Genomic DNA, 19,986 nt, shown 5'->3' with positions numbered 1-19,986 from the left:
ACGTCAGCAGCGTGAAGACGAGGGCGCGGTGTTGCCCTGTGGCACACCGTTCCTCGGCTGGCAGCGGTCAGCTCCCCGCGTCACGTCCTCACGCGCTCGCCGGCCCGGGCTCCTGCCGCCGGGGCAACGTGAACCAGAACGTGCTTCCCTGGCCGGGCGTACTCACCACACCAATCTCCCCGCCGTGCGCCTGGACGATGTCCTTCGCGATGGACAGCCCCAGCCCCGCGCCTCCCGCGGGCGCGCCGGGCGCCCGGTAGAACTTCTCGAAGATGCGCGCCTGTTGCTCCGAGGCAATCCCCTCCCCCGTGTCCTTCACCTCGAAGCGCACCCCGTGCGCGTCCCGCGACACGCGCACCTCCACCTCGCCTCCCGTGGGCGTGTGCTTCACCGCGTTGCCCACCAGATTCCCCAGCACCAACCCCAGCCGCTCCGGGTCCACGTCCACCGGCTCCACGTCCAGTCCCACCTGCTTCGACAACCGCACCCCGCGCTCCTCCGCCGCCGCGCGCTGTGCGTCCAGCGCCGCGTCCACCAGCTCCTCCGCGGGCACCCGGCGAATCTCCAACTGAAGATGCCCCGCCTGGATGCGCGACAAATCCAGCAGGTCATCCACGATACCCTGCAGTCGCTCGCAGTCCTCGCGCGCCGCGAACAACAGGTCCGCCTGCTTCTCCGTCACCGGCCCCACCACGCCCTCCGTCACCAGGTGCAGCGCCATGCGCAGCGACGTGAGCGGCGTGCGGAACTCGTGCGCCACCGTGGCCACCAGGTCGTTCTTCAGCTCGTCGAAGCGCCGCAGCCGCGTCACGTCCTGGAGAATCACCGTGGCCCCCACCACCTCCCCTGACTCCCCGTACACCGGGCTGCCACGCGCCAGCAGCCACCGGTCGCCCTCCGGGAGCGGCGCCCGCACCGCCTCTTCGTACCCGCGCGGCTGATACGCCCCTCGCCCCGTCAACACGTGCTCACGCACCCGCTCCAGCACCGCGCGCGCCTCCGGCACCACCCGCCCCAGCATGTCCCCGCCCGCTTCCAGCGACAGCCGCAGCACGTCCTCCGCCGCGCGGTTGACGTTGAGCAGCCCTCCGTCCGCGCCGAACACCACCACCGGATCCGGCAGGCTGTCGATGGCCGCCTGTGATGCCGCCTGCGCCTGGAGCAACTCACCCAGGCTGCTGCGCCGGTACTGCTGAAGCGCCTCTGCCATGGCGTTGAAGTCCCGCCCCACCTGCGCGATTTCGTCCTGTCCCTCCACCACCGCGCGCACCGCGTAGTCGCCCTCGCCCAGGCGCCGCACCGCCTGCGACAGCACCGACACCGGACGGAGCGCCCGGTGCGTCAGCGACTGCGAGGCGAACAACCCCACCACGAAGGCCACCATCACCGCCGCCACCATCACCGTGTTCACCCGCGCGCTCTGCCGCTGCAACGCCTCGCTCTTGCGCACCATGGCGTCCTGGTTCAGGTCCAGGATGGCCCGGGCCGCGCCGGTCACCTCCTGGAAGGCCGGCTCGAGAACACCGAAGTACGCCTCCCGCGCCCCCTCCGGCGACGACTGGGCGAGGAACCCGTCGTAGACCTCCTGGTAACGCCGCCAGGCCGTGCGCAACTGGAGCGTCGCCGCATCCTCGGCGGGCTCGGTGACGTTGCCTTCCTGCACCCGCAACTGCGACTCCAAGCGCGCACGCTGCGCCGCCTGCTGCGTCAGCCCGCGCTGCCGCTCACCCGCGATGATGAAGAGCGCCCCGCTGTCCATGCGCTCCAGCTGCGCCATCATCTCCTGCGCGGCCAGCACACTGCGGTAGTTGTCCTGAAGCACCCGAGGCCCAGAACGCCCCAGCTGGGACAACGTCACCACGGCCACCATGCCCACCAACAACAGCGCCAGGGCCAGGGGTGCCTGCGCCAACAACAACCGGGCTCGCAGCGTCATGGGCGGCGTCCCTCCTCGCGCGGCTCGAAGGCCACCACGTGGATGTCGAAGCCCCGGCCTTCGCGCACCAGCCTCATGTCCACCGCGCGCCCCAGCCGCTGCTTCCACCACGGTTGATGCGAACGGCCGACGATGATGTGGCCCACGCCGTGCGAGCGCGCGAAGTCCAGGATGCCCTCCACCGGGTCTCGAGCCCTCAGGCGCACCACTTCCGCGCCCAGCTCCTTCGCCTTCTCGATGTTCGTCAACAGATGCCGCTGCGCCTCCGCGTCGATGAGGTGCGGCGCCTCGCGCGGCGTCTCCACGTACACGACGAACCAGTCCGTGTTCAGCCGGCCCGCCATCCGTGAGCCCCGGCGCAGCAGCGTCGCCGCGTGCCGGGGATAGCTGGACAGCGCCACCAGCACCCGGCCCCACGCCGCGCCCCGCTGCGAACCTTCATCCCCCTCCCCCGGAGGCGGCCTCGCGGTGGCGCGGTCCAGGCTCTCCGCCACCTCACGCAGCGCCAGCTCGCGCAGCGTGGCCAGGTTCTCCTCCTTGAAGAAGCGCTCCAGCGCCCGCGGCACCTTGTCCTTCGCGTAGATCTTCCCCATCCGGAGCCGCTCGTGCAGGTCCTCCACCGCCAGGTCCAGGTTCACCACCTGGTCGGCGGCCTTGAGGAAGCTGTCGGGCAGTGTCTCCCGCACGGTGACGCCGGTGGCGCGCTCCACCAAATCGTTGAGGCTCTCCAGGTGCTGGACGTTGAAGGCCCCGATGACGTTGATGCCCGCGTCCAGCAACTCCTGCACGTCCTGGTAGCGCTTACGGTGGCGGCACACCGGGAGGTTGGTGTGAGCCAGCTCGTCCACCACCGCCACCTGGGGCTTGCGCGCGAGCACTGCGTCCAGGTCCATCTCCTCAACGGTGACGTCGCGGTAGGTGTACTGCTTGCGCGGCACCACCTCCAAGCCCTCCACCAGCGCCTGCGTGTCCGCGCGGTCATGCGGCTCCACGAAGCCCAGCACCACGTCCACGCCGCGCCGCTTCAGCGCGTGTGCCTCCTCCAGCATCCGGTACGTCTTCCCCACCCCGGCCGCGAAGCCGATGTAGAGCTTGAGCCGGCCGCGCCGGCCCCGCTCCACCAGCTCCAGGAAGTCCTCCGCGCGCGAGCGCCGCGTCATCGTCATCCTTTGCCCATCCGGTGGGACGCCGGGCGGAGGATGCCCTCGCGCCCGGCGAATCTCACGTGGTGAATGCGCGTGCCCCCACGTGGCTCAAGGTGCGCCCTGGCTCGGCGAGGCCCCGCCCCCCACGCCCGGCGCCGCGTCCGGAAGCGGCCCGAAGCGCCGGTCCAACGCGATGTTCAACAGCAGGACGTTGACACGCGGCTCGCCCAGCACGCCAAAGGTCCGCCCCTCCACCAGCGCGTCCACCACGTTCAGCACCCGCTCCAGCGCCACGCCGCGGGCCCGTGCCACCCGCGCCGTCTGCCAGCGCGCCGCCTCCGGCGACAGGTGAGGGTCCAACCCGGACGCGGACGTCGTCACCAGCTCGGCGGGCACGGGGCCCGCCGCATCCGGATTCTCCCGGCGTAGGCGCTCCAGTTCGGCCGCCGCGCGTTCCTTCAGCTTCAGCGACGTGGGGCCCAGGTTGCTGCCCGAGGACGCCGCGCCGTCGTAGCCCGCGCCAGCGGCGGAAGGACGCGGATGGAAGTACCCCGCCCGGGTGAAGCCCTGGCCGATGAGCGCGCTGCCCACCACGCGGCCCCGGTCATCCTTCACGAGCGAACCATTGGCCTCACTGGGAAAGAGAAGCTGGGCCAGCCCGGTGACGGCCAGCGGGTACAGCAAGCCCGTGAGCACCAGGGTGACGACGCAGGTGCGCAGACCGGTGAGAAGTGTGGAGAACATGGGGATAAGTCCTTTCACGCCAGACCCACGGCGCCGAGCAGCACGTCGATGACCTTGATGCCCACGAAGGGAACAATGACGCCGCCCACGCCGTACAGCAGCAGGCTGCGCCGCAGCAGGGCCTCGGCGCCCAGCGGGCGGTAGCGCACGCCCTTCAGCGCCAGGGGGATGAGCAGGATGATGATGAGCGCGTTGAAGATGACCGCCGACAGCACCGCGCTGAACGGCGAGGACAGCCCCATCACGTTGAGCGGCGCAATCTGGGGAAAGACGCCCATGAAGAGCGCCGGGAGGATGGCGAAGTACTTCGCCACGTCGTTGGCGATGGAGAAGGTCGTCAGCGTGCCGCGCGTCATCAGCAACTGCTTGCCCACCTCCACCACCTCCAGCAGCTTGGTGGGGTTGGAGTCCAGGTCCACCATGTTCCCGGCCTCCTTCGCCGCCTGGGTGCCGGTGTTCATCGCCACGCCCACGTCCGCCTGGGCCAGCGCCGGTGCGTCGTTGGTGCCGTCCCCCGTCATGGCCACCAGCTTGCCGCGCCCCTGCTCGGTGCGGATGAGGGCCAGCTTGGCCTCGGGGGTCGCCTCGGCCAGGAAGTCATCCACGCCCGCCTCGCGTGCAATGGCGGCCGCCGTGCGCGGGTTGTCGCCCGTAATCATCACCGTGCGGATGCCCATGGCGCGGAAGCGGTCGAAGCGCTCCTTGATGCCGCCCTTCACCACGTCCTTCAGGTGGATGATGCCCAGCAGCCGCGCACCGTCCGCCACCGCCAGCGGCGTCCCACCCGCGTCGCCGATGCGGCCCGACGCATGCGCCAGCTCGTCCGGCACCGCGCCGCCATGGGAACAGACGTATGTGACAATGGCGTCCACCGCGCCCTTGCGGATGCTGCGCGGGTGCGGGTCCACCAGGTCACAGCCGCTCATGCGCGTCTGCGCGGTGAAGGGCACGAAGGTGGCGTGGTGCGCCTGGAGCTCGCGCGGGCGCATCTTGTACGTGTCCTTCACCAGCGTGACGATGGAGCGACCCTCGGGCGTCTCGTCCGCGAGGCTGGCGAGCTGCGCGGCCTCAGCCAACTCCTCCATCCGCACGCCCGGCATGGGGAGCAGCTCCGTGGCCATGCGGTTGCCCAGGGTAATGGTCCCCGTCTTGTCGAGCAGCAGCGTGTCCACGTCACCCGCCGCCTCCACCGCGCGGCCGCTCATGGCCAGCACGTTCTTGCGCAGCAGCCGGTCCATGCCCGCGATGCCAATGGCGCTCAGCAGGCCACCAATCGTCGTGGGGATGAGGCACACCAGCAGCGCCACCACCGCCGTGCCCGACAGCGGCACGCCCGAGTAGAGCGCCAGCGGCACCAGCGTCACGCACGCCAGCAGGAAGATGAGGGTGAGCCCCACCAGCAGGATGTGGAGCGCCACCTCGTTGGGCGTCTTCTGCCGGGCCGCGCCTTCCACGAGGCCAATCATCCGGTCCAGGAAGGACTCGCCGGGGTTGGCGGAGATGCGCACGCGGATGCGGTCGGAGAGCACCTTCGTGCCGCCCGTCACCGCCGAGCGGTCACCGCCCGACTCGCGTATGACGGGGGCGGACTCGCCGGTAATCGCGGACTCGTCCACGCTGGCGATGCCCTCCACCACCTCGCCGTCACCGGGGATGAGGTCCCCGGCCTCGCAAATCACCTCGTCGCCCTTGCGCAGGTCCGGCGCGGGCACGCGCTCCTCGCGCCCGTCCTTCCAGCGACGCGCGGTGGTGTCCTTGCGCATCTTCCGCAGGGCGCCAGCCTGGGCCTTGCCGCGGCCCTCCGCCACGGCCTCTGCCAGGTTGGCGAAGAGCACGGTGAACCACAGCCACAGCATCACCTGCACGGTGAAGCCCAACGGCGCGGCATCCGGGTGCGGCGACACCACGTCCTTCACCACCAACACCGTGGTGAGCAGACTCCCGGCCCACACCACGAACATGACGGGGTTGCGCGCCACGTCGCGCGGGTGGAGCTTGCGCAGGCTGTCCACCAGCGCCGGTTTGAGCAGCGAGGCGTCCAGCAACGACGCCGGTTTCGAAGCAGGCGAGGACATCTCAGTAGAGCTTTCCGGCCCCGGCGAGGAAGTGCTCGACGATGGGGCTCAAGGAGAGGGCGGGGAAGAACGTGAGCGCGCCGACGATGACAATCACGCTCACCAGAAGACCGGTGAAGAGCACGCCGTGCGTGGGGAAGGTGCCCGGGCCCGCTGGCACCACCTTCTTGCCCACCATGGAGCCGGCGATGGCCAACGCGGGCACCATCATCAGGAAGCGTCCGCCGAGCATCGCCACGCCCAGCGTGATGTTCCAGAAGGGCGTGTTGGCGTTGAGGCCCGCGAAGGCGCTGCCATTGTTCGCCGTTCCGCTGGTGTACGCGTAGAGGATTTCCGACAGGCCATGCGGCCCCGCGTTGTTGAGCGAGGACACGCCCTGCGGCAGCACCGCGGCCAGCCCGCTGAAGCCCAGCGTGAAGAGCGGGAAGACAAGCACGTACAACATCGCGAGCTTCATCTCCCGCGCCTCGATTTTCTTGCCGAGGTACTCGGGCGTACGGCCCACCATCAGCCCGGCGATGAAGACACTGAGCACCACCATGATGAGGATGCCGTAGAGGCCCGCGCCCACGCCGCCGAAGACGACCTCACCCAGCTGCATGTTGACCATGGGCACCAGGCCGCCCAGGGGCGTGAAGCTGTCATGCATCGCGTTCACCGCGCCGCACGAGGCCGCGGTGGTGACGGCGGCGAAGAGCGCGGAGGCCGCGACGCCGTTGCGCACCTCCTTGCCCTCCAGGTTCCCTGCCTGCGCCACCTGTCCCGCGGCGCTCAAGGCCGGGTTCGCCTGGGACTCCGCCGCGTACACCGCTGCCACGCCCACGAGGAAGAGGACGGACATCGCCGCGAACAGGGCCCAGCCCTGCCGGGTGTCTCCCGCCATCTTCCCGTAGGTGTACGTGAGGGCCGCGGGAATGGCGAAGATGGACAGCATCTGCACCAGGTTGGTGAAGGGCGTGGGGTTCTCGAAGGGGTGCGCGCTGTTGGCGTTGAAGAAGCCGCCGCCATTCGTGCCCAGCATCTTGATGGCTTCCTGCGAGGCCACCGGTCCTTGCGCCAGCGTCTGGCTCGCTCCCTCCAGCGTCACCCCCTGCGAATAGGGCGCGAAGTTCTGGAGCACGCCCTGCGACACCAGGAAGAGCGCGTAGACGAGGCTCAGCGGCAGCAGCACGTAGAGGGTGGCGTTCATCACATCCACCCAGAAGTTACCCAGCGTCTTCTGCCCGTCCGGACCGGGCCGGCGGGTGAAGCCCCGGGCCAGCGCCAGCGCCACGCCGATTCCCGCGGCGGCGGAGACGAAGTTCTGCCACGCCAGCGCCGCCATCTGCGTGAAGTAGCTGAGCGTGGACTCACCGGCGTACGACTGCCAGTTGGTGTTGGCGGTGAAGCTGGCGGCCGTGTTGAACGCCAGCTCCGGCCCCACCGCTCCCAGCCCTTGCGGGTTGAGCGGCAGCAGGTGCTGCACGCGCTGGAGGCCGTAGACGATGAGGACACTGAAGAGGCTGAACGCCAACAGCGAGCTCGCGTAGGCCACCCACGTCTGCTCGCGCCGGTCCGCCGCGCCGCACAGGCGCAGCAGCAGGCGCTCCGCGGGGCCCAGCACGCGCGGCAGCGGACGGGTATCCCCTTCGAGGACACGGAAGAGATAGGCCCCCAGCGGCTTCGTCACCGCCAGCACCAGGGCGAAGAACAACAGGATTTGCGACCAACCGATGAAGGACATGAAGGGGGCCTAGAAGCGCTCCGGGCGGAGCAGCGCATAGATGAGGTAGGCACCGAGCAGCACGGACAGGACGGCGCCAGCGGCGTATTCGAAAGTCATCGGGCAATGCCTCACAGGCGCTCGCAGCCGTGGACGTAGGCCCACGCGAGCGCGAAGAAAGCGGTGGTGACAAGAACGAGCACGAGGTCCATGAGATGGGGCTCCCGTTCAAAACCAGGCGACGGCGCTGAGCACCCCGAGCGTCTCGGCGTCCTCGAGCCTGGGCGCGCCATCCCCTCCCGTGGCGCGGCCGGTGAACACGTCTGCGGTGGAGGTGTCGCGGCGCGCCTCCATCTTGAGGACCAGGTGTTCGGCGGGCTTCAACTCCAGGGTGAGGGTGCCGCCCGCCAACGTCTGGACGGCACCCGTGATGAGCCCGTCCTCATCGCGATAGGCCTCCACCCGGGCGGCAACGGCCACGACGTCGGAGAGTTGCACCCGCGCGTTGAAGCCCGCCGCGTACCACAAGGCCGCGGACTGTCCGGAACGCGCCTGCCGGCCCACGTCCGCCGTGGCGGCCAGTGCGAAGGCGTGCGTCACCTTCCAGGTGGCCACGGCGTCCGCGAAGAGACGGAGGCCGCCGTCACCTTCATCCCCCACGAAGGTGTTGAGCGCCGCGGACAACCGTGGGCCGGCGTAGGCCACCTGCGTGCCCAGCGCCTTGCCGCGGTTGTTCTCCCCAATCGTCTGCCAACCATTGAGCAGGTGAAGCTGCGCGCTCCACGCGTCATCGAAGGTCCAGGTGCCCTTGAGGCCGGATTGGTAGTAAGGCGACAGCTCGCCCATCCACGAGCGCGTGTAGTTCCAGTTGAGCTGCGACTGGAATGACTCCAGACCGATGTGGCTGGGATAGACGCCCGCCTCCAACGTCAGGGGCCCCGTCGCGTACGACACCGTGGCCTGCTGGAGATGGCGCCACACCTCAGGCCCGATGGCTGGGCCTTCCGGCTCGGCCTGATGCAGCACCTCGATGCCGGTGCCGAAGCCCAGCAGCACCTTGAAGCCCACGGGCGCGGGCGCGAGCGACACCCCCAGCGACGCGAGGTTGATGGAGACCTCGTTGTCCCGCCGGGCAGTGGTGCCCGTGCCAGGGATGAAACTGGCACCGTCGGCGGGGCGATTGGCGTTGTAGCCGAAGTACACGTCCACCCCGCCTTCCACCTTCAGGCGAGACAGCAGGCCCGGGGCTTCGGCATCGGGGGACGGCTCCGGCGGGGGAGCCTGGGACAGCAACAGGGAGGACACCAGGGCTGGCAGTGGAGAAGGGAACATGGTCGTGCCTTCCCCAAGAGCACGCGCCGTGCCTGGCCACGGCTCACGCGCCCCCTGTCATTCCAGGGGATTGTGTGCCTGCTGCCATTCTCCAGGTTGCAACTTGCACGAACGGGCTCGAGAGCATCGTGCGAGCTGAAACCCCGCCGCCTCTTCCTGCCCCGCGAGGCCAGGGCCCGTCCTCACGTCGACGCAAGGTGAGCGGCACCCGCCCTGAATGACGGCTGTCCACCAACGCGGGACAAGCCGAGCCCACGCCGCGTGACGCCGGGTGCTTTCTTCCGCGCGCGTGCAAGCCCCTGAACGACGCAGGCCCCAGCCGTGGCTCATCCGAGTCACCCACTGGCTCAACGTACCGCTGCTGCTCATCATGGCGGCCAGCGGACTCCAGATACTTGTCGCCTATCCCATGCTCGGGCCGCAGGGACGGCCCTATGGATGGTATCCCTTCCAGGGCATCCCTCCGCCCGAATGGATGCGGCTGGGGAACTGGCTGGCCGGAGCCCGGCACTGGCACTTCGCCTTCGCGTGGTTCCTCATGCTCAACGGCGTGGCGTACGTGCTCTACCTCGCCCTCAGCGGTGAGTGGCGCCGCCGCCTCTTCCTGCCCCGCCGCGATACACGCAACGCCCTGGACACGCTCGCCTTCTACCTGCGCGTGCGAAAGCACGCACCCGCGCAGGGGCTCTACAACGGCCTTCAGCGGCTGGCGTACACGGGCACGCTGGCGCTGGGGCTGCTCGCGGTGCTCTCCGGGCTGGTCCTCTACAAGCCCGTGCAGCTCGGCGCGCTCACTTCGCTGCTGGGTGGCTACGACGCGGCGCGCGCCATCCACCTCGTCATCCTGGTGCTGCTCGCCCTCTTCACCGTGGGCCACATCGTCCTGGTGCTGCTCCACCCGCGAAGCCTGGCGGAGATGGTGACGGGCGGAAGGAAGCCAGATGCCTAGGCACCTCCTCACACGGCGCACGACACTGCTGGGCGCTACCGCGCTCACGGCCAGCGCGTGTGACAGCAGCCGCCCTCGCGAGGGCTTCCTGGGCGTCATGGAGCGCTTCAACGCGCGCGCTCAGGCCGTGTTGTTCGACGAACGCCGGCTGGCGCCGGAGCTGCCACCCGAAGAGACGACGCCTCCCGGCAAGTTCCCCGAGTACTTCGTCTCCGACACGGTGCCGCTCGCGCCCGCGGGCTGGGCGCTCCGAGTGGGCGGGCTCGTGGCGCGGCCCGGCGTGCTGACGCTGGACGCCCTCCAGCGCCTGCCTCGCACGGACCTGCGCATTCGCCACCACTGCGTGGAAGGATGGAGCGCGGTGGCGTCCTGGCATGGCGTTCGCCTGAGCGAGCTGGCCCGGCACGTGGGCGCGGACACCCGCGCGGGCTACGTGGAGCTGCGCTCGTTCGACGCGGGCTATTACTCGTCCTGGGACCGGCCCAGCGCCTTCCATCCGCAGACGATTCTGGCCTACGGCATGAACGGCCAGCCGCTGACGCCCGGACACGGCGCGCCCCTGCGCCTCTATTCGGGCGTGAAGCTGGGCTACAAAATGGTGAAGTACCTCACCGAGGTGAACTTCCTCCCGGAGCCCACCGGCGGCTACTGGGAAGACCGCGGCTACGAGTGGTTCGCGGGCGTGTGAGGCCCCCTGAACTCGCCACCCTCCCACGACATCAACGACAGTCAGACATTCACTCGCGGCATTTCAGAGCCAGCATCACGAGAACAACTCACAAGGAGACAGGGCCATGGGCCAGCCGCAAACGCACTCACTCCTGAGGGCATCCCTTTGCGGCGTCCTCGTCCTGGGCGGCTGCGATGCACGATATGCGGATGCCCCCCAGACGCAGGAGGTTGACGGACAGGCCGCTGGACTCAGCGACACCATGTGTGGCTACACCTGCCCCAGTCACTTCCAGGCAATCGGAAGCAGTTGCAGGCCGGAGTGCGGTCCGTTCTGTCCCGAGCCCTATAACGTCAACGCGACGACGTGCACTCCCATCTGTGATTCCCGTGAAGGAACGCACGGGGAACTGGAGGCCGACTTCCGCTACCACGACGCGTATGCCAACGACGAGGACTGGTGCACCACACTGCCCGCCGACGTCTGCATCGACGGCTCGTACTACTACTCCCACCTGCTCTCGAACTTCTTCTGCCACACCGTGGGAAGCAATGGCTCCTGCGGCGACCCCGACGCCATCTGGGAGGTGAACTGCCGGTCGCGCATCGACTGCGTCTACAACTGCGAAGGCGAGTGCGTGAAGACAGACTGCTGAGCGCGCCGGGCGCACGGCCGCCTCAACAGACACACTTCCGCGGGCGGAAATCCGACCAGGCAGATGGACGCAGACATTCACCACTGGTGCGACCACTCATCACTCCAAGAAACACCCCCCAAGGAAGAGGCGTTCGACCATGCAAGGAATGATGAGACTTTCGGCCCTGACCGCGGCGCTCTGCGGCATGTTTGTACTTGGGGGATGCAACCCCCAGACGGACGAAGAACCTCAAGGGTCCGGAAACGAGCTTGAACTTGGCGAAGCCGCGCAGGAATTGACGCTCTGTGGCACAACCTGCCCTGCAGGGCATCATGTGACGAGCCAGCTCTGCAATCCGACCGCCTGTGGCGGCTCGTGTAGCGGCACCCCCAACTACAATCAGGTCACTTGCGCCCCCAATACCGAGACGTTCTCGCAGTGTGATGGTGATTGCCCGAGCGGCTGGCAGGCGACGAGCTGGGGTTGCTCCTCGGCATGCGCCGGCTTCTGCAATGGCATCTACCTCAATCAAACCACGTGCACACGCGGTTGCGACCCGCGGGCTGGGACCTATGGCCGGAAGACGATCTACACCTCCGCCGAAAGCGAGTACGCCTATCAGGCCGGGTGGTGCGGCATTGGCACCGTCTTTCCCGCGATGTGCCATGAAGGAACCTACTACTACTCCCAGTCGCTCGAGACTCGGGGCTGCCTGCGGGCGGGGAGCAACGGCACGTGCCAGGCCCCCGATGCAGTGTGGCGGGTGACCTGCCGGTCGGTCGTTCAATGCGTCTACGACTGCGATGGAGCGTGTGTTCAGACGCACTGCTCATGAGGCTGGGGGACGGGGGCCGCTTCGACGGCGCCCGTCCCTGGCCGTCAAGGCTCAGACCTTGCTGCCGACGAAGCCACCACCGCCAAAGGGCGAGAAGCCCCGCTTGCGCAGCGCCTCGCGCTCGGCCTGGAGCGCGGCCAGCGCCTCGTCGCGGGTGGCGTAGTGATTGACGGCCGCGCCGTTGATGGCGCCGCTGGTGAGCACGAACATGCGCGTCATCTCGTCACCACCGAAGCGGTACGAGCGGTGCGTGTAGCGCTCCAACACCTCACGGCGCTCCTTGCCGAAGACTCGGCCAGCGGTGAACTTCACCACCAGCCCGTCCAGGTTGATGAGGAGGTCCACCCTGGACGGGTACTTGGAAAGGCGCTCCTCGACGTCCTTCCGCCAGCGAAGGACGTCCGCCTCATTCACCAGGATGCAGTCGGTGAAATACGCGGTGACGACGTCGTTCTGCGCGTCGTACTCGAAGGACATGTTCCAGGCCATCGTGCTGCCTCCTCGAAACCGGCGCTCAGACCGGCAGGGAGCCGGCGAGGAAGGCGGACACCAGCGCCGCCGTCTCCGCCGGGCGCTCCACCTGTGGGTAATGACCGGGGCCAGGAAGGTACGACAGGCGCGCGCCGCGAATCCTCGACACCACCGCCTCCCGCAGGAAGGCCGCCGGCAGGAAGGCGTCGTCCGTGGCCAACACCAGCGTGGGCGCCGTAATCGAGGCCAGCTTGTCGGCGAAGCCACCCGCCGTCCACGCGTCGAAGACGTGCTCGATGGCCGCCGGGCTGACGCCCATCGAGTCCTTCACCAACGCCTCCAGGGCCTCCGGCGACAGCTGCTTGCACGCGAGTCCGAGGATGGTCTGCTTCTTCTCGCGGCTCTCCGCCGACGTGCGGAACAGCCCCGCCGCATCCGGAGGCAACGGCAGCCCCGCGGCGGGCACCGTGTTGAGGAGCACCAGCCCCTCCACGCGCGCCGGCACTTCCGCGGCCACCCACTTCACCAGCTGGCCGCCCATGCTGTGCCCCACCAGCGTGACGCGCCGCGCGTCCACGGCGTCCGCCACGGCCAGCACGTCGTGCGCCAGCGACTCCAGGCTGAAGCCTCCATCCGGGCGGCCCGACTGACCGGAGCCCCGCATGTCCGGAATCACCAGCCGCAGCCCCGTCAGGTCCAGGCGCTCCACCAGCGCATCCCAGACGGCGCCTGATACCATCCAACCGTGGACCAGGATGACCGTGCGCGGACCCTCACCCACGACACGGTAGTGGAGCGAAGTCCCGTCTTTCGCTGAAGTCGTGGGCATTCCGTCTCTCCGTTGCAACGAGATAAAACAGGATTGTAGAAATCTACGGAAGCGCTAGCAAGCCACGGTTTGGGCGTGTTGACCAGCCCGACGCGGAGTGCGCGCGGCTCTGGCAGACTCCAGCACCACATGGTGGACGAACAGGCAGGCGCCACGGGCGCAGCGAAGCGCACGGTGTACTGCGAAGACGCACTCGTGTGGCTGGAGGCGCGGCCGGTGTTGGAGGGCAGCTCGGCCATCGCGTCCCTGCCGGACTGGTCCGAGTTCCCGTCCCTGTCGCTGGCGGAGTGGAAGGCCTGGTTCATCCGCGCCGCGGCGCTCATCCTCGCGCGCGTGCCGCCCGAAGGCGTGGCCATCTTCTACCAGACGGACGTGAAGGAAGAGGGCACCTGGGTGGACAAGGGCTACCTGGTGGCTCGCGCCGCGGAGGAGGTGGGCGTCGACCTGCTCTGGCACAAGGTGGTGTGCCGGCGGCCGCCCGGGACGGTGACGTTCGGCCGGCCCGCGTACTCCCACATGCTGTGCTTCTCGCGCGGCGTCCGCGTGGACATGGCGAAGTCCACGCCCGACGTCCTGCCCGAAGCGGGCGAGGTGACGTGGACGCGCGGCATGGGCGTGGAGGCGTGCCTCATCGCGTGCCGCTTCATCCTGGAGCACACGCGGACGCGGACGGTGGTGGACCCCTTCTGTGGCCACGGCACCGTGCTGGCCGTGGCCAACGCGCTGGGTCTGGGCGCGATGGGCGTGGAGCTCAGCCGCAAGCGGGCGCGCAAGGCCCGCAACCTGCGCGCGGAGCTGATGGACGGCACGCTTGTCCTCTCGGGCGCCCATGGCACGGGCGCGCCCGGCGGCGAAGACGACGCGCTGTAGTCACATCCGCGGCGGCGCCGCCGGAACCAAGGCGTCCTGGGCGCCCGACTCCCGCGCCACGGCGGTCTCCAGCTCACCGATGAAGGCCGCGAAGAGCCGCTCTTCCAGCGCCAGCGCAGCGTCCAGCGTGGCGCCCACGGCGGTGAGGCGCGCGACACACGCGTCCTCGATGGTGCGCCGGTGGCTCTGCTCCTCGGTCACGACGCGCCCCAGCTCCTCGCGCACGGCCGGCTGGCGGGACGCGGCCTTGTAGAGCGGATACAGCACCATGGCGCGCCGCTCGATGGCCGTCGTCGTGAGCAGGTAGTGCAGGTAGACATCCGGCGCGCCCGTGAAGGACGTCGCCCAGGTGGCCAGCTCGTGGTCCAGCGCCTGGAAGTAGCGGCCCGCGGCCTCCGGGCAGAGGAACGTGGTGATTTCCGCGCCGGCGACCTCGGCGGACAGGCGCTTGAAGGCGAAGGCGTGGCGCGTCTCGTCGGCCAGGTGCTCCAGCACCTCCAGCGTCGGGTGCCGGTCCGCCACGGTGCGCGAAATCTTCCGCGCGCCAATGAACTCCATCAGGGACAGGGTGTGGAGCCAGCGCGCCTCCATGTCGGGCGTCTGGGCAAGCTGGCGGAGCACGGCCTGGATTCGGTCACGCATGAGGCCGTCCTCTAGCCCGGCGCCGGGCCCCATTGCGAGCCCGAAGACAGGCCCAGCTCCGGAGAACGGTGTCGACGAACCCTTCCGGTCAGCTCGCGGCGGCGGCTTCAGCGGGCTTGCGCGATGTCGCGGAGCTGCCCACGGACGCCAGGATGATGCAGCCGATGGCCGCCCACTGCACCAGCGACAGTTGCTCCTTCAGCAGCAGCAGCCCGGACACGGCGGCCAGCGCCGGCTCCAGGCTCATCAGGATGCCGAACGTACGCGTGGGGAGCGCCTTGAGGGCATACATCTCCAGCGAGTACGGCAGCGCGCTCGACAGCACGGCCACGCAGAGGATGAGCGGCAGCAGCGACACGTCCAGCAGCTTCATGCCCGCGTGCGCCACGCCGAAGGGCATGACCAGCAGCGCCGCGGTGAGCATGCCCAGCGACGCCGCCGTGCCGCCGTGGACGGCGCCTCCGGCCCGCTGACCGAAGAGGATGTACAGCGCCCAGCAGGTGGCGGCCACCAGCGCCCAGAAGACGCCCATCCAGTCCAGCGCCCGCGACGTCTCCGACAGCGGAAGAATCAGCAGGATGCCAGCCACGGCCAGCAGCGCCCACACGAAGTCGAGCGCCCGGCGCGTGGAGAAGATGGCCAGGGCGAGCGGCCCGGTGAACTCGATGGCGACGGCGATGCCCAGCGGGATGCGCTCCAGCGCCAGGTAGAAGGTCAGGTTCATCCCGCCCAGCGCCGCGCCGTAGATGGCCACGGCCCGCAAGTCCTTGCGGGTGAGCCGCTGCCGCCAGGGCCGGAACACCGCCGCCAGGATGAGCGCCGCGAAGAACACGCGAAGCGCCGTGGCCCCCGCCGCGCCCAGCACGGGAAAGACTTGCTTGGCCAGCGAAGCGCCCGTCTGGATGGAGGCCATCGCGACGAGCAACATCAGGACCGCCACCGTGACTGGCCCCGGCTTCGTCAAGACTCGAGACATTCCGCACACCTCTTCCACCGCGCCCGCTGTCCATCCCGTATCACCCGCCTGCCCTGAAGGGTGAAGAGAACACGCTGGACAACACTCGCCTGGCCGGGAGTTTGACGGCGCGGGGGGGCCTTCGCTTTGCTCGGGGGTGAAACGACTGTGCCAGGCCCCGGGGGGGAGCCAGCATGACGCCAAGAGTCCGAGAAATCCGGTTCCATCCACTTCGCACGCGACGAGAATGCCCACCGCGCTGGGATGCCCGCACGGGCGCGCCCGCGACGCCGCGGCCTCGAAACCGCGCGGCCAGGCCAGCGCACGACGGCTCGCGCGGCGACACCGCCCGTGACAGCGCGCTGACGGCCTACCTGGCGCGCTGCAATGAGTTGGGCGCGATGGAGGGTCCGTTGGGTGCGCGCACGCTCAGCCCCGCACTGCGGCCCGTGCTGGAGGCCCTCCACCACCTGCTCGCGGGCGGCGAGGTGTCGGTGCAGCTGCTCCAGCGCGGCAACGCGGACATCGTCAACGAACTGAACCTCCGGGCCGAACGCGCCACCGAGGAGTCGTCCAGCCTGGGTACGGCGGGTGACATCCTGTCCGCCACCGTATGAGTCCGCGCTCCGCCGGGCGACAGGCCCTCCTGTCCTCGCTCCGGCGGTGGACGCGCGCCCAGGATGCCGCGGAGGTGCTGGCCGCCTCGGGCCTGGGCGCGTGGCTCGCGCTCTGTGCCTTCGTGCCGAGCCTGCTGGCCATGACGGCCTGGGCCCCCGGCGCGCGGAGCTTCTTCGGCATCCACTTCGGCACCGCGCTGCTGTGCGCCGCGCCCATGTTGACCAGCGGCGTCCTGTTCTCGCTCGTCCACCGGCGGCGGCGCCGCATCGAGCCCTGGGGCTGGGTGTGGCTCATCTTCAGCGTGGCGGCGATGCACTTCTTCGTGGCCGCGCTGATGGCGCTGTCGGCGCCGCCAGGGGCCGCCGTCCTGGCCTCGCTGTTCCTCTTCACCACCGCCTTTCATGGCCGCCTGCACCGGGTGACGCCGCGCCAGCCCTTCCTCGCCTTGGGCACCGCGCTGGCCCTGGCGCTGGCCTTGCCCCTGCGCGGAAGCGACGAACACCTGGCCCTCTTCGGCGTCATCGGCCCCGCGGCGCTCACCGCCCAGCTCTACCTGGGGACCTTCGCCGTGCAGCATGACCGGGCCCGCGCGGACGCGGAGCGCCTGCGCGCCGCCGTGCACGCGCAACTGCTGGAGCAGCAGGAGCGCGACGTGGGCCGCCTGTCGCAGGCGCTGTCGGAAATCCTGGGCTATCACCACGACATCGACAACGCGCTCATGGCGGCGGGCAGCGCGGCGGACATGCTCGCCGTGGTGGGCGCGCACCGCCCGGGCCCCGGCCGCACCGAGTTCGACGACCTGCTCCGGCAGCTCAACGACAACCTGACGCAGATACGGGACATGATGATGGACGCCCGCAACAAGGGGCGTCGCCATGCCGGTATGGAACCGGAGCCCGTGGAGCTGGCGCCGGTGCTGGACTCGGTGCAGGCCAGCGTGGGCCTGCGCTTCCCGGACGTGGACATCCAGGTGGAGGTGGAGCCGCCCTCTCCGCCCCTGCTCGCCCTGATGCGCGGCGGCGCGCCCACGCTGCGCCGCGTGGTGGAGAACCTGGTGCTCAACGCCTGCGAGGGCAACGGCGAGGAAGGCGCGGCGCGGGTCCACATCCACGCGCGCGTGGAGCCACTCAGCGGGCGCCTGGAGGTCACCATCTCGGATGACGGCCCCGGCTTCCCGCCCGGCCAGCTCGGCCGCCCCGCCGAGGCGCTGTACACCAGCAAGCCCCACGCGACGGGCCTGGGCCTCTACACCAGCGAGTGCCTGCTGCGCGCCAGCGGCGGCATGCTGCACCGGCAGAACGCGGCCGGGGGCGGCGCCGTGCTCCGCATGGTCCTTCCCAGGGAGTACCGATGAGCGGCGGAGCCCTGTACCAGGAGTCGCTGCGCGCGCTTCGCCGGCTGGGCTTGCCAGAGGTGTCGGAGCGGGACGTGCTCGCGGCATTGGAGGCGGCGCAGCCGGGTCCCCTGTCCCTCTTCTATGAGGCGGGCGCGGAGGCCGGCCTGCCTCGCGAGGCCCTGCTGGCGCGCGGCGCCGGACTCTTCCTCAGCTTCAGCGCGGGCAACCTCGCCGACGACCTCATCGACGGCGAGTGCACGTACCACGACCCGCCCATCCGCGTGGGGCCGTGCGTGCAGTTCATCCTCCAGAACCTGGCCTTCGCCACGCTGTGCGGCGCGCAGGCGCAGCTGCCGGGCCCGGTGTTGGAAGAGGCGGTCCGCACCCTGGCGGTGGCCGCCGGCCCGCAGGCGCTGGAGGTGCGCGCCAGCGAATGGACGGCGCCGTTGTTCCGCCAGGTGGCGGAGGGCATCGCCGGCCAGCAGTGGGCCGCGTACCTGCGCGTGTTGTGGGCGGGCACGGTGCTGGAGCCGCGCGCGGCGGCGGCGGGCCGGGTGCTGGGCGTGGCCGCGCACGTGGCGGAGGACATCCGCACGCGGGACGTGCGCTTCACCAGCATGCCCGAGGCGGACCGTCACGCGGTGGTGGATTGGGCGCGCGCCGCCGCGCGGGCGCTGCGCCGCCATGACCTGCGCTGCCTGGACGCGGCGCTCCGCCGCATCGAACCGATGCTGCCAGAGGGGGAGTCATGAGAGCCGAAGCCGTGCAACCCGAGTGGAGACGCGACGAGGTGAGCGCGTACTACGAGGCGAAGACGGAGCGGCTGCTCCAACGCTACGGGCCCGGCCCGCGCGTGCACTATCACTCCGGACTGGTGGACGTGGTGCCGCCGCCCGGCGCGCCCTCGGAGGTGCTGCGCGACACCGTCCATTTCGCGCAGGAAGCGCTGCTGGTGGAGCTGGCGCGCGCCGTGGGCCGCTTCCCGGATGGCGGAGAGGTGCTGGACATCGGCTGTGGCCTGGGCGGCGGCGCGCTGTACTGGGCCACCGAGCACCAGGCGCAGGTGACGGCGGTGACGAACGTCCCCTCACATGTCGCGCTGGTGCGCGGCTTCGCGGAGGCCGCGGGCGTGAGCGCGCACGTGCGCCCCATCCTCTGTGACGCCCTCTCCGTGCCGGGCCGCGCGGCCTTCGACGCGGTGGTGGCGGTGGAGAGCGCCTGCTACCTGCCGCGCTCCGAGTGGTTCCGCCGCACGCGGACGCTGCTGAAGCCAGGCGGCGTGCTGGCCATCGCCGACTGCTTCCTCTGCCGTCCAGAGCTGGCCCCCGGCTTTGACCGGTATTGGCGCACGCGCATCGGCTCGCTCGATGAGTACCTGTCCGCCGCGCACGCCGCGGGGTTGGAGCTGGAGGTGCGCGACGACGTGTCCTCACGCGTGGTGGGATTCTGGTCGCTGACACTGGAATTGATGGTGCATGAGCGCGCTTCGGCACACCCCTCCCAGCATCCCCTGCGTGCGCTCGCTCAGGCCGGCCGCGGCGAATCCAGCCGCGAGCACCTGCGCCTGCAGCAGGCGTTGATGGATGGCGGTCTGGAGTACGGGCTGCTCGTGCTCCGGCGGGTGGACTGAGGCCGCGACACCTCCTGATTGAAGCAGGCCCCTGGCCGCCCGGCCGGAGCATGGGCGGACATGCGCAACGGTCGACGGGGCGGGGTGCAACACGCGAGGGTCGCCTCCAGCCTTGGGCCAGTCGCTACTCAGGGAGGAAACGCGATGCAGGCTTTCAATCGGTGGATGGTGCTCGGTGCGGTGGCGGTGGCGATGTCCGTTACAGGATGCAGGGAACAAAACCGTGACCACCAAGGGACGACGACCACCCCGGGCATGGAGGGCACCGGCGGTAGCGGCCAGGGCAAGCAGCCGCGCCCCAGCGACGGCACCGGCGGCACCGGCGGCACCGGCGGCTCCGGCCAGGAGATGCAGGGCTACGACGCCGGCACGGGCGGCTCTGGGATGATGAACGAGGACGCCGGCACCGGTGGCTCCGGGATGATGAACGACCACAACACCCAGGACACCGGGACGCACAGCCCCGAAGGTCAGCAGTAGCCCGCCTGCTCGCGACCCGCCGCGAGCAAGCAACCCACGGGGTCCGGGATGCTCCCGGGCCCCGCTCCGCTTCTGGGCCCTGGCTCGGCTCTGTCCTACCCGTCACACCCGTTCTGGCGGCGAGTCGACG

The 19,986-nt window shown here is 69.9% G+C and carries 20 protein-coding genes; 9 read left to right on the top strand and 11 right to left on the bottom strand.

Translation table 11 applies throughout. The features are described from left to right. Positions 1-88 precede the first annotated feature (88 nt). From BHS09_RS00785 to BHS09_RS00755, 7 genes are all read right to left on the bottom strand, one after another. On the bottom strand, positions 89-1,936 hold the full coding sequence (locus tag BHS09_RS00785; protein WP_140786634.1) for a HAMP domain-containing sensor histidine kinase: 1,848 nt from the start codon (positions 1,934-1,936) through the stop codon (positions 89-91). Continuing rightward, on the bottom strand, positions 1,933-3,102 hold the full coding sequence (locus BHS09_RS00780; RefSeq protein WP_140786633.1) for a sensor protein KdpD: 1,170 nt from the start codon (positions 3,100-3,102) through the stop codon (positions 1,933-1,935). The genes BHS09_RS00785 and BHS09_RS00780 overlap by 4 nt, the downstream gene beginning before the upstream one ends. A gap of 87 nt (positions 3,103-3,189) precedes the next feature. Then, positions 3,190-3,825 carry a potassium-transporting ATPase subunit KdpC gene (gene kdpC / locus BHS09_RS00775; RefSeq protein WP_140786632.1) on the bottom strand — a complete coding sequence of 212 codons (636 nt, stop codon included), beginning with the start codon at positions 3,823-3,825 and terminating at the stop codon, positions 3,190-3,192. Positions 3,826-3,839: 14 nt separating this feature from the next. After that, positions 3,840-5,900, bottom strand: coding sequence for a potassium-transporting ATPase subunit KdpB (gene kdpB / locus BHS09_RS00770; protein ID WP_140796909.1), 2,061 nt, complete (start codon positions 5,898-5,900; stop codon positions 3,840-3,842). A 1-nt stretch (position 5,901) separates the two neighbouring features. Next, the gene (gene kdpA, locus BHS09_RS00765; RefSeq protein WP_140796908.1) at positions 5,902-7,623 is read right to left on the bottom strand and encodes a potassium-transporting ATPase subunit KdpA; all 1,722 of its coding nucleotides are present in this window, start codon (positions 7,621-7,623) and stop codon (positions 5,902-5,904) included. 9 nt (positions 7,624-7,632) lie between these two features. After that, positions 7,633-7,722 carry a K(+)-transporting ATPase subunit F gene (kdpF, locus tag BHS09_RS00760; protein ID WP_140786629.1) on the bottom strand — a complete coding sequence of 30 codons (90 nt, stop codon included), beginning with the start codon at positions 7,720-7,722 and terminating at the stop codon, positions 7,633-7,635. Between the two features lie 108 nt (positions 7,723-7,830). Beyond that, a complete protein-coding gene (locus BHS09_RS00755; protein WP_140786628.1) occupies positions 7,831-8,934 on the bottom strand; it encodes an outer membrane beta-barrel protein in 1,104 nt (367 codons plus the stop codon). A 289-nt stretch (positions 8,935-9,223) separates the two neighbouring features. Here BHS09_RS00755 and BHS09_RS00750 point away from each other — a divergent pair, with 289 nt between their 5' ends. From BHS09_RS00750 to BHS09_RS00740, 3 genes are all read left to right on the top strand, one after another. Further along, complete coding sequence (locus BHS09_RS00750) at positions 9,224-9,883, top strand: cytochrome b/b6 domain-containing protein (RefSeq protein ID WP_257792130.1); 660 nt, start codon at positions 9,224-9,226, stop codon at positions 9,881-9,883. After that, positions 9,876-10,571 carry a molybdopterin-dependent oxidoreductase gene (locus BHS09_RS00745; protein WP_140796907.1) on the top strand — a complete coding sequence of 232 codons (696 nt, stop codon included), beginning with the start codon at positions 9,876-9,878 and terminating at the stop codon, positions 10,569-10,571. The genes BHS09_RS00750 and BHS09_RS00745 overlap by 8 nt, the downstream gene beginning before the upstream one ends. A gap of 106 nt (positions 10,572-10,677) precedes the next feature. Continuing rightward, positions 10,678-11,208 carry a hypothetical protein gene (locus BHS09_RS00740; protein WP_140796906.1) on the top strand — a complete coding sequence of 177 codons (531 nt, stop codon included), beginning with the start codon at positions 10,678-10,680 and terminating at the stop codon, positions 11,206-11,208. Between the two features lie 868 nt (positions 11,209-12,076). On the opposite strand, the gene BHS09_RS00735 is transcribed toward BHS09_RS00740, so the two are convergent. Then, complete coding sequence (locus tag BHS09_RS00735) at positions 12,077-12,514, bottom strand: hypothetical protein (protein ID WP_140786624.1); 438 nt, start codon at positions 12,512-12,514, stop codon at positions 12,077-12,079. Positions 12,515-12,539: 25 nt separating this feature from the next. After that, on the bottom strand, positions 12,540-13,325 hold the full coding sequence (locus BHS09_RS00730) for an alpha/beta fold hydrolase (RefSeq protein ID WP_140796905.1): 786 nt from the start codon (positions 13,323-13,325) through the stop codon (positions 12,540-12,542). 129 nt (positions 13,326-13,454) lie between these two features. On the opposite strand from BHS09_RS00730, the gene BHS09_RS00725 reads away from it, so the two are divergent. Beyond that, entirely contained in the window at positions 13,455-14,195 is a 741-nt protein-coding gene (locus tag BHS09_RS00725; RefSeq protein ID WP_174260474.1) for a TRM11 family methyltransferase, read from the top strand. On the opposite strand, the gene BHS09_RS00720 is transcribed toward BHS09_RS00725, so the two are convergent. Both BHS09_RS00720 and BHS09_RS00715 read right to left on the bottom strand, forming a co-directional pair. Further along, positions 14,196-14,837 carry a hypothetical protein gene (locus BHS09_RS00720; protein WP_237077911.1) on the bottom strand — a complete coding sequence of 214 codons (642 nt, stop codon included), beginning with the start codon at positions 14,835-14,837 and terminating at the stop codon, positions 14,196-14,198. 88 nt (positions 14,838-14,925) lie between these two features. Next, entirely contained in the window at positions 14,926-15,813 is an 888-nt protein-coding gene (locus BHS09_RS00715; protein WP_140786620.1) for an EamA family transporter, read from the bottom strand. A gap of 173 nt (positions 15,814-15,986) precedes the next feature. Here BHS09_RS00715 and BHS09_RS39095 point away from each other — a divergent pair, with 173 nt between their 5' ends. The 5 genes from BHS09_RS39095 to BHS09_RS00690 all read left to right on the top strand — a co-directional run bounded on the left by BHS09_RS39095 (position 15,987) and on the right by BHS09_RS00690 (position 19,856). Further along, a complete protein-coding gene (locus BHS09_RS39095; RefSeq protein WP_237080111.1) occupies positions 15,987-16,409 on the top strand; it encodes a hypothetical protein in 423 nt (140 codons plus the stop codon). Further along, positions 16,406-17,764 (top strand): sensor histidine kinase, encoded by a 1,359-nt coding sequence (locus BHS09_RS00705; protein WP_140786619.1) that lies wholly within the window; start codon positions 16,406-16,408, stop codon positions 17,762-17,764. The genes BHS09_RS39095 and BHS09_RS00705 overlap by 4 nt, the downstream gene beginning before the upstream one ends. Beyond that, positions 17,761-18,498, top strand: coding sequence for a hypothetical protein (locus BHS09_RS00700; RefSeq protein WP_140796902.1), 738 nt, complete (start codon positions 17,761-17,763; stop codon positions 18,496-18,498). Before BHS09_RS00705 ends, BHS09_RS00700 begins: the two co-directional genes overlap by 4 nt. After that, entirely contained in the window at positions 18,495-19,376 is an 882-nt protein-coding gene (locus BHS09_RS00695) for a class I SAM-dependent methyltransferase (RefSeq protein ID WP_140786617.1), read from the top strand. Before BHS09_RS00700 ends, BHS09_RS00695 begins: the two co-directional genes overlap by 4 nt. A 144-nt stretch (positions 19,377-19,520) precedes the next feature. Next, complete coding sequence (locus BHS09_RS00690; protein WP_140796901.1) at positions 19,521-19,856, top strand: hypothetical protein; 336 nt, start codon at positions 19,521-19,523, stop codon at positions 19,854-19,856. The last annotated feature ends 130 nt before the right edge of the window (positions 19,857-19,986 follow it).

The organism is Myxococcus xanthus, assembly GCF_006402735.1.
Lineage (GTDB): Bacteria > Myxococcota > Myxococcia > Myxococcales > Myxococcaceae > Myxococcus > Myxococcus xanthus_A.
Note: the sequence above shows the minus strand (reverse complement) of the source record. Positions and strands in the feature narration are given on the sequence as shown.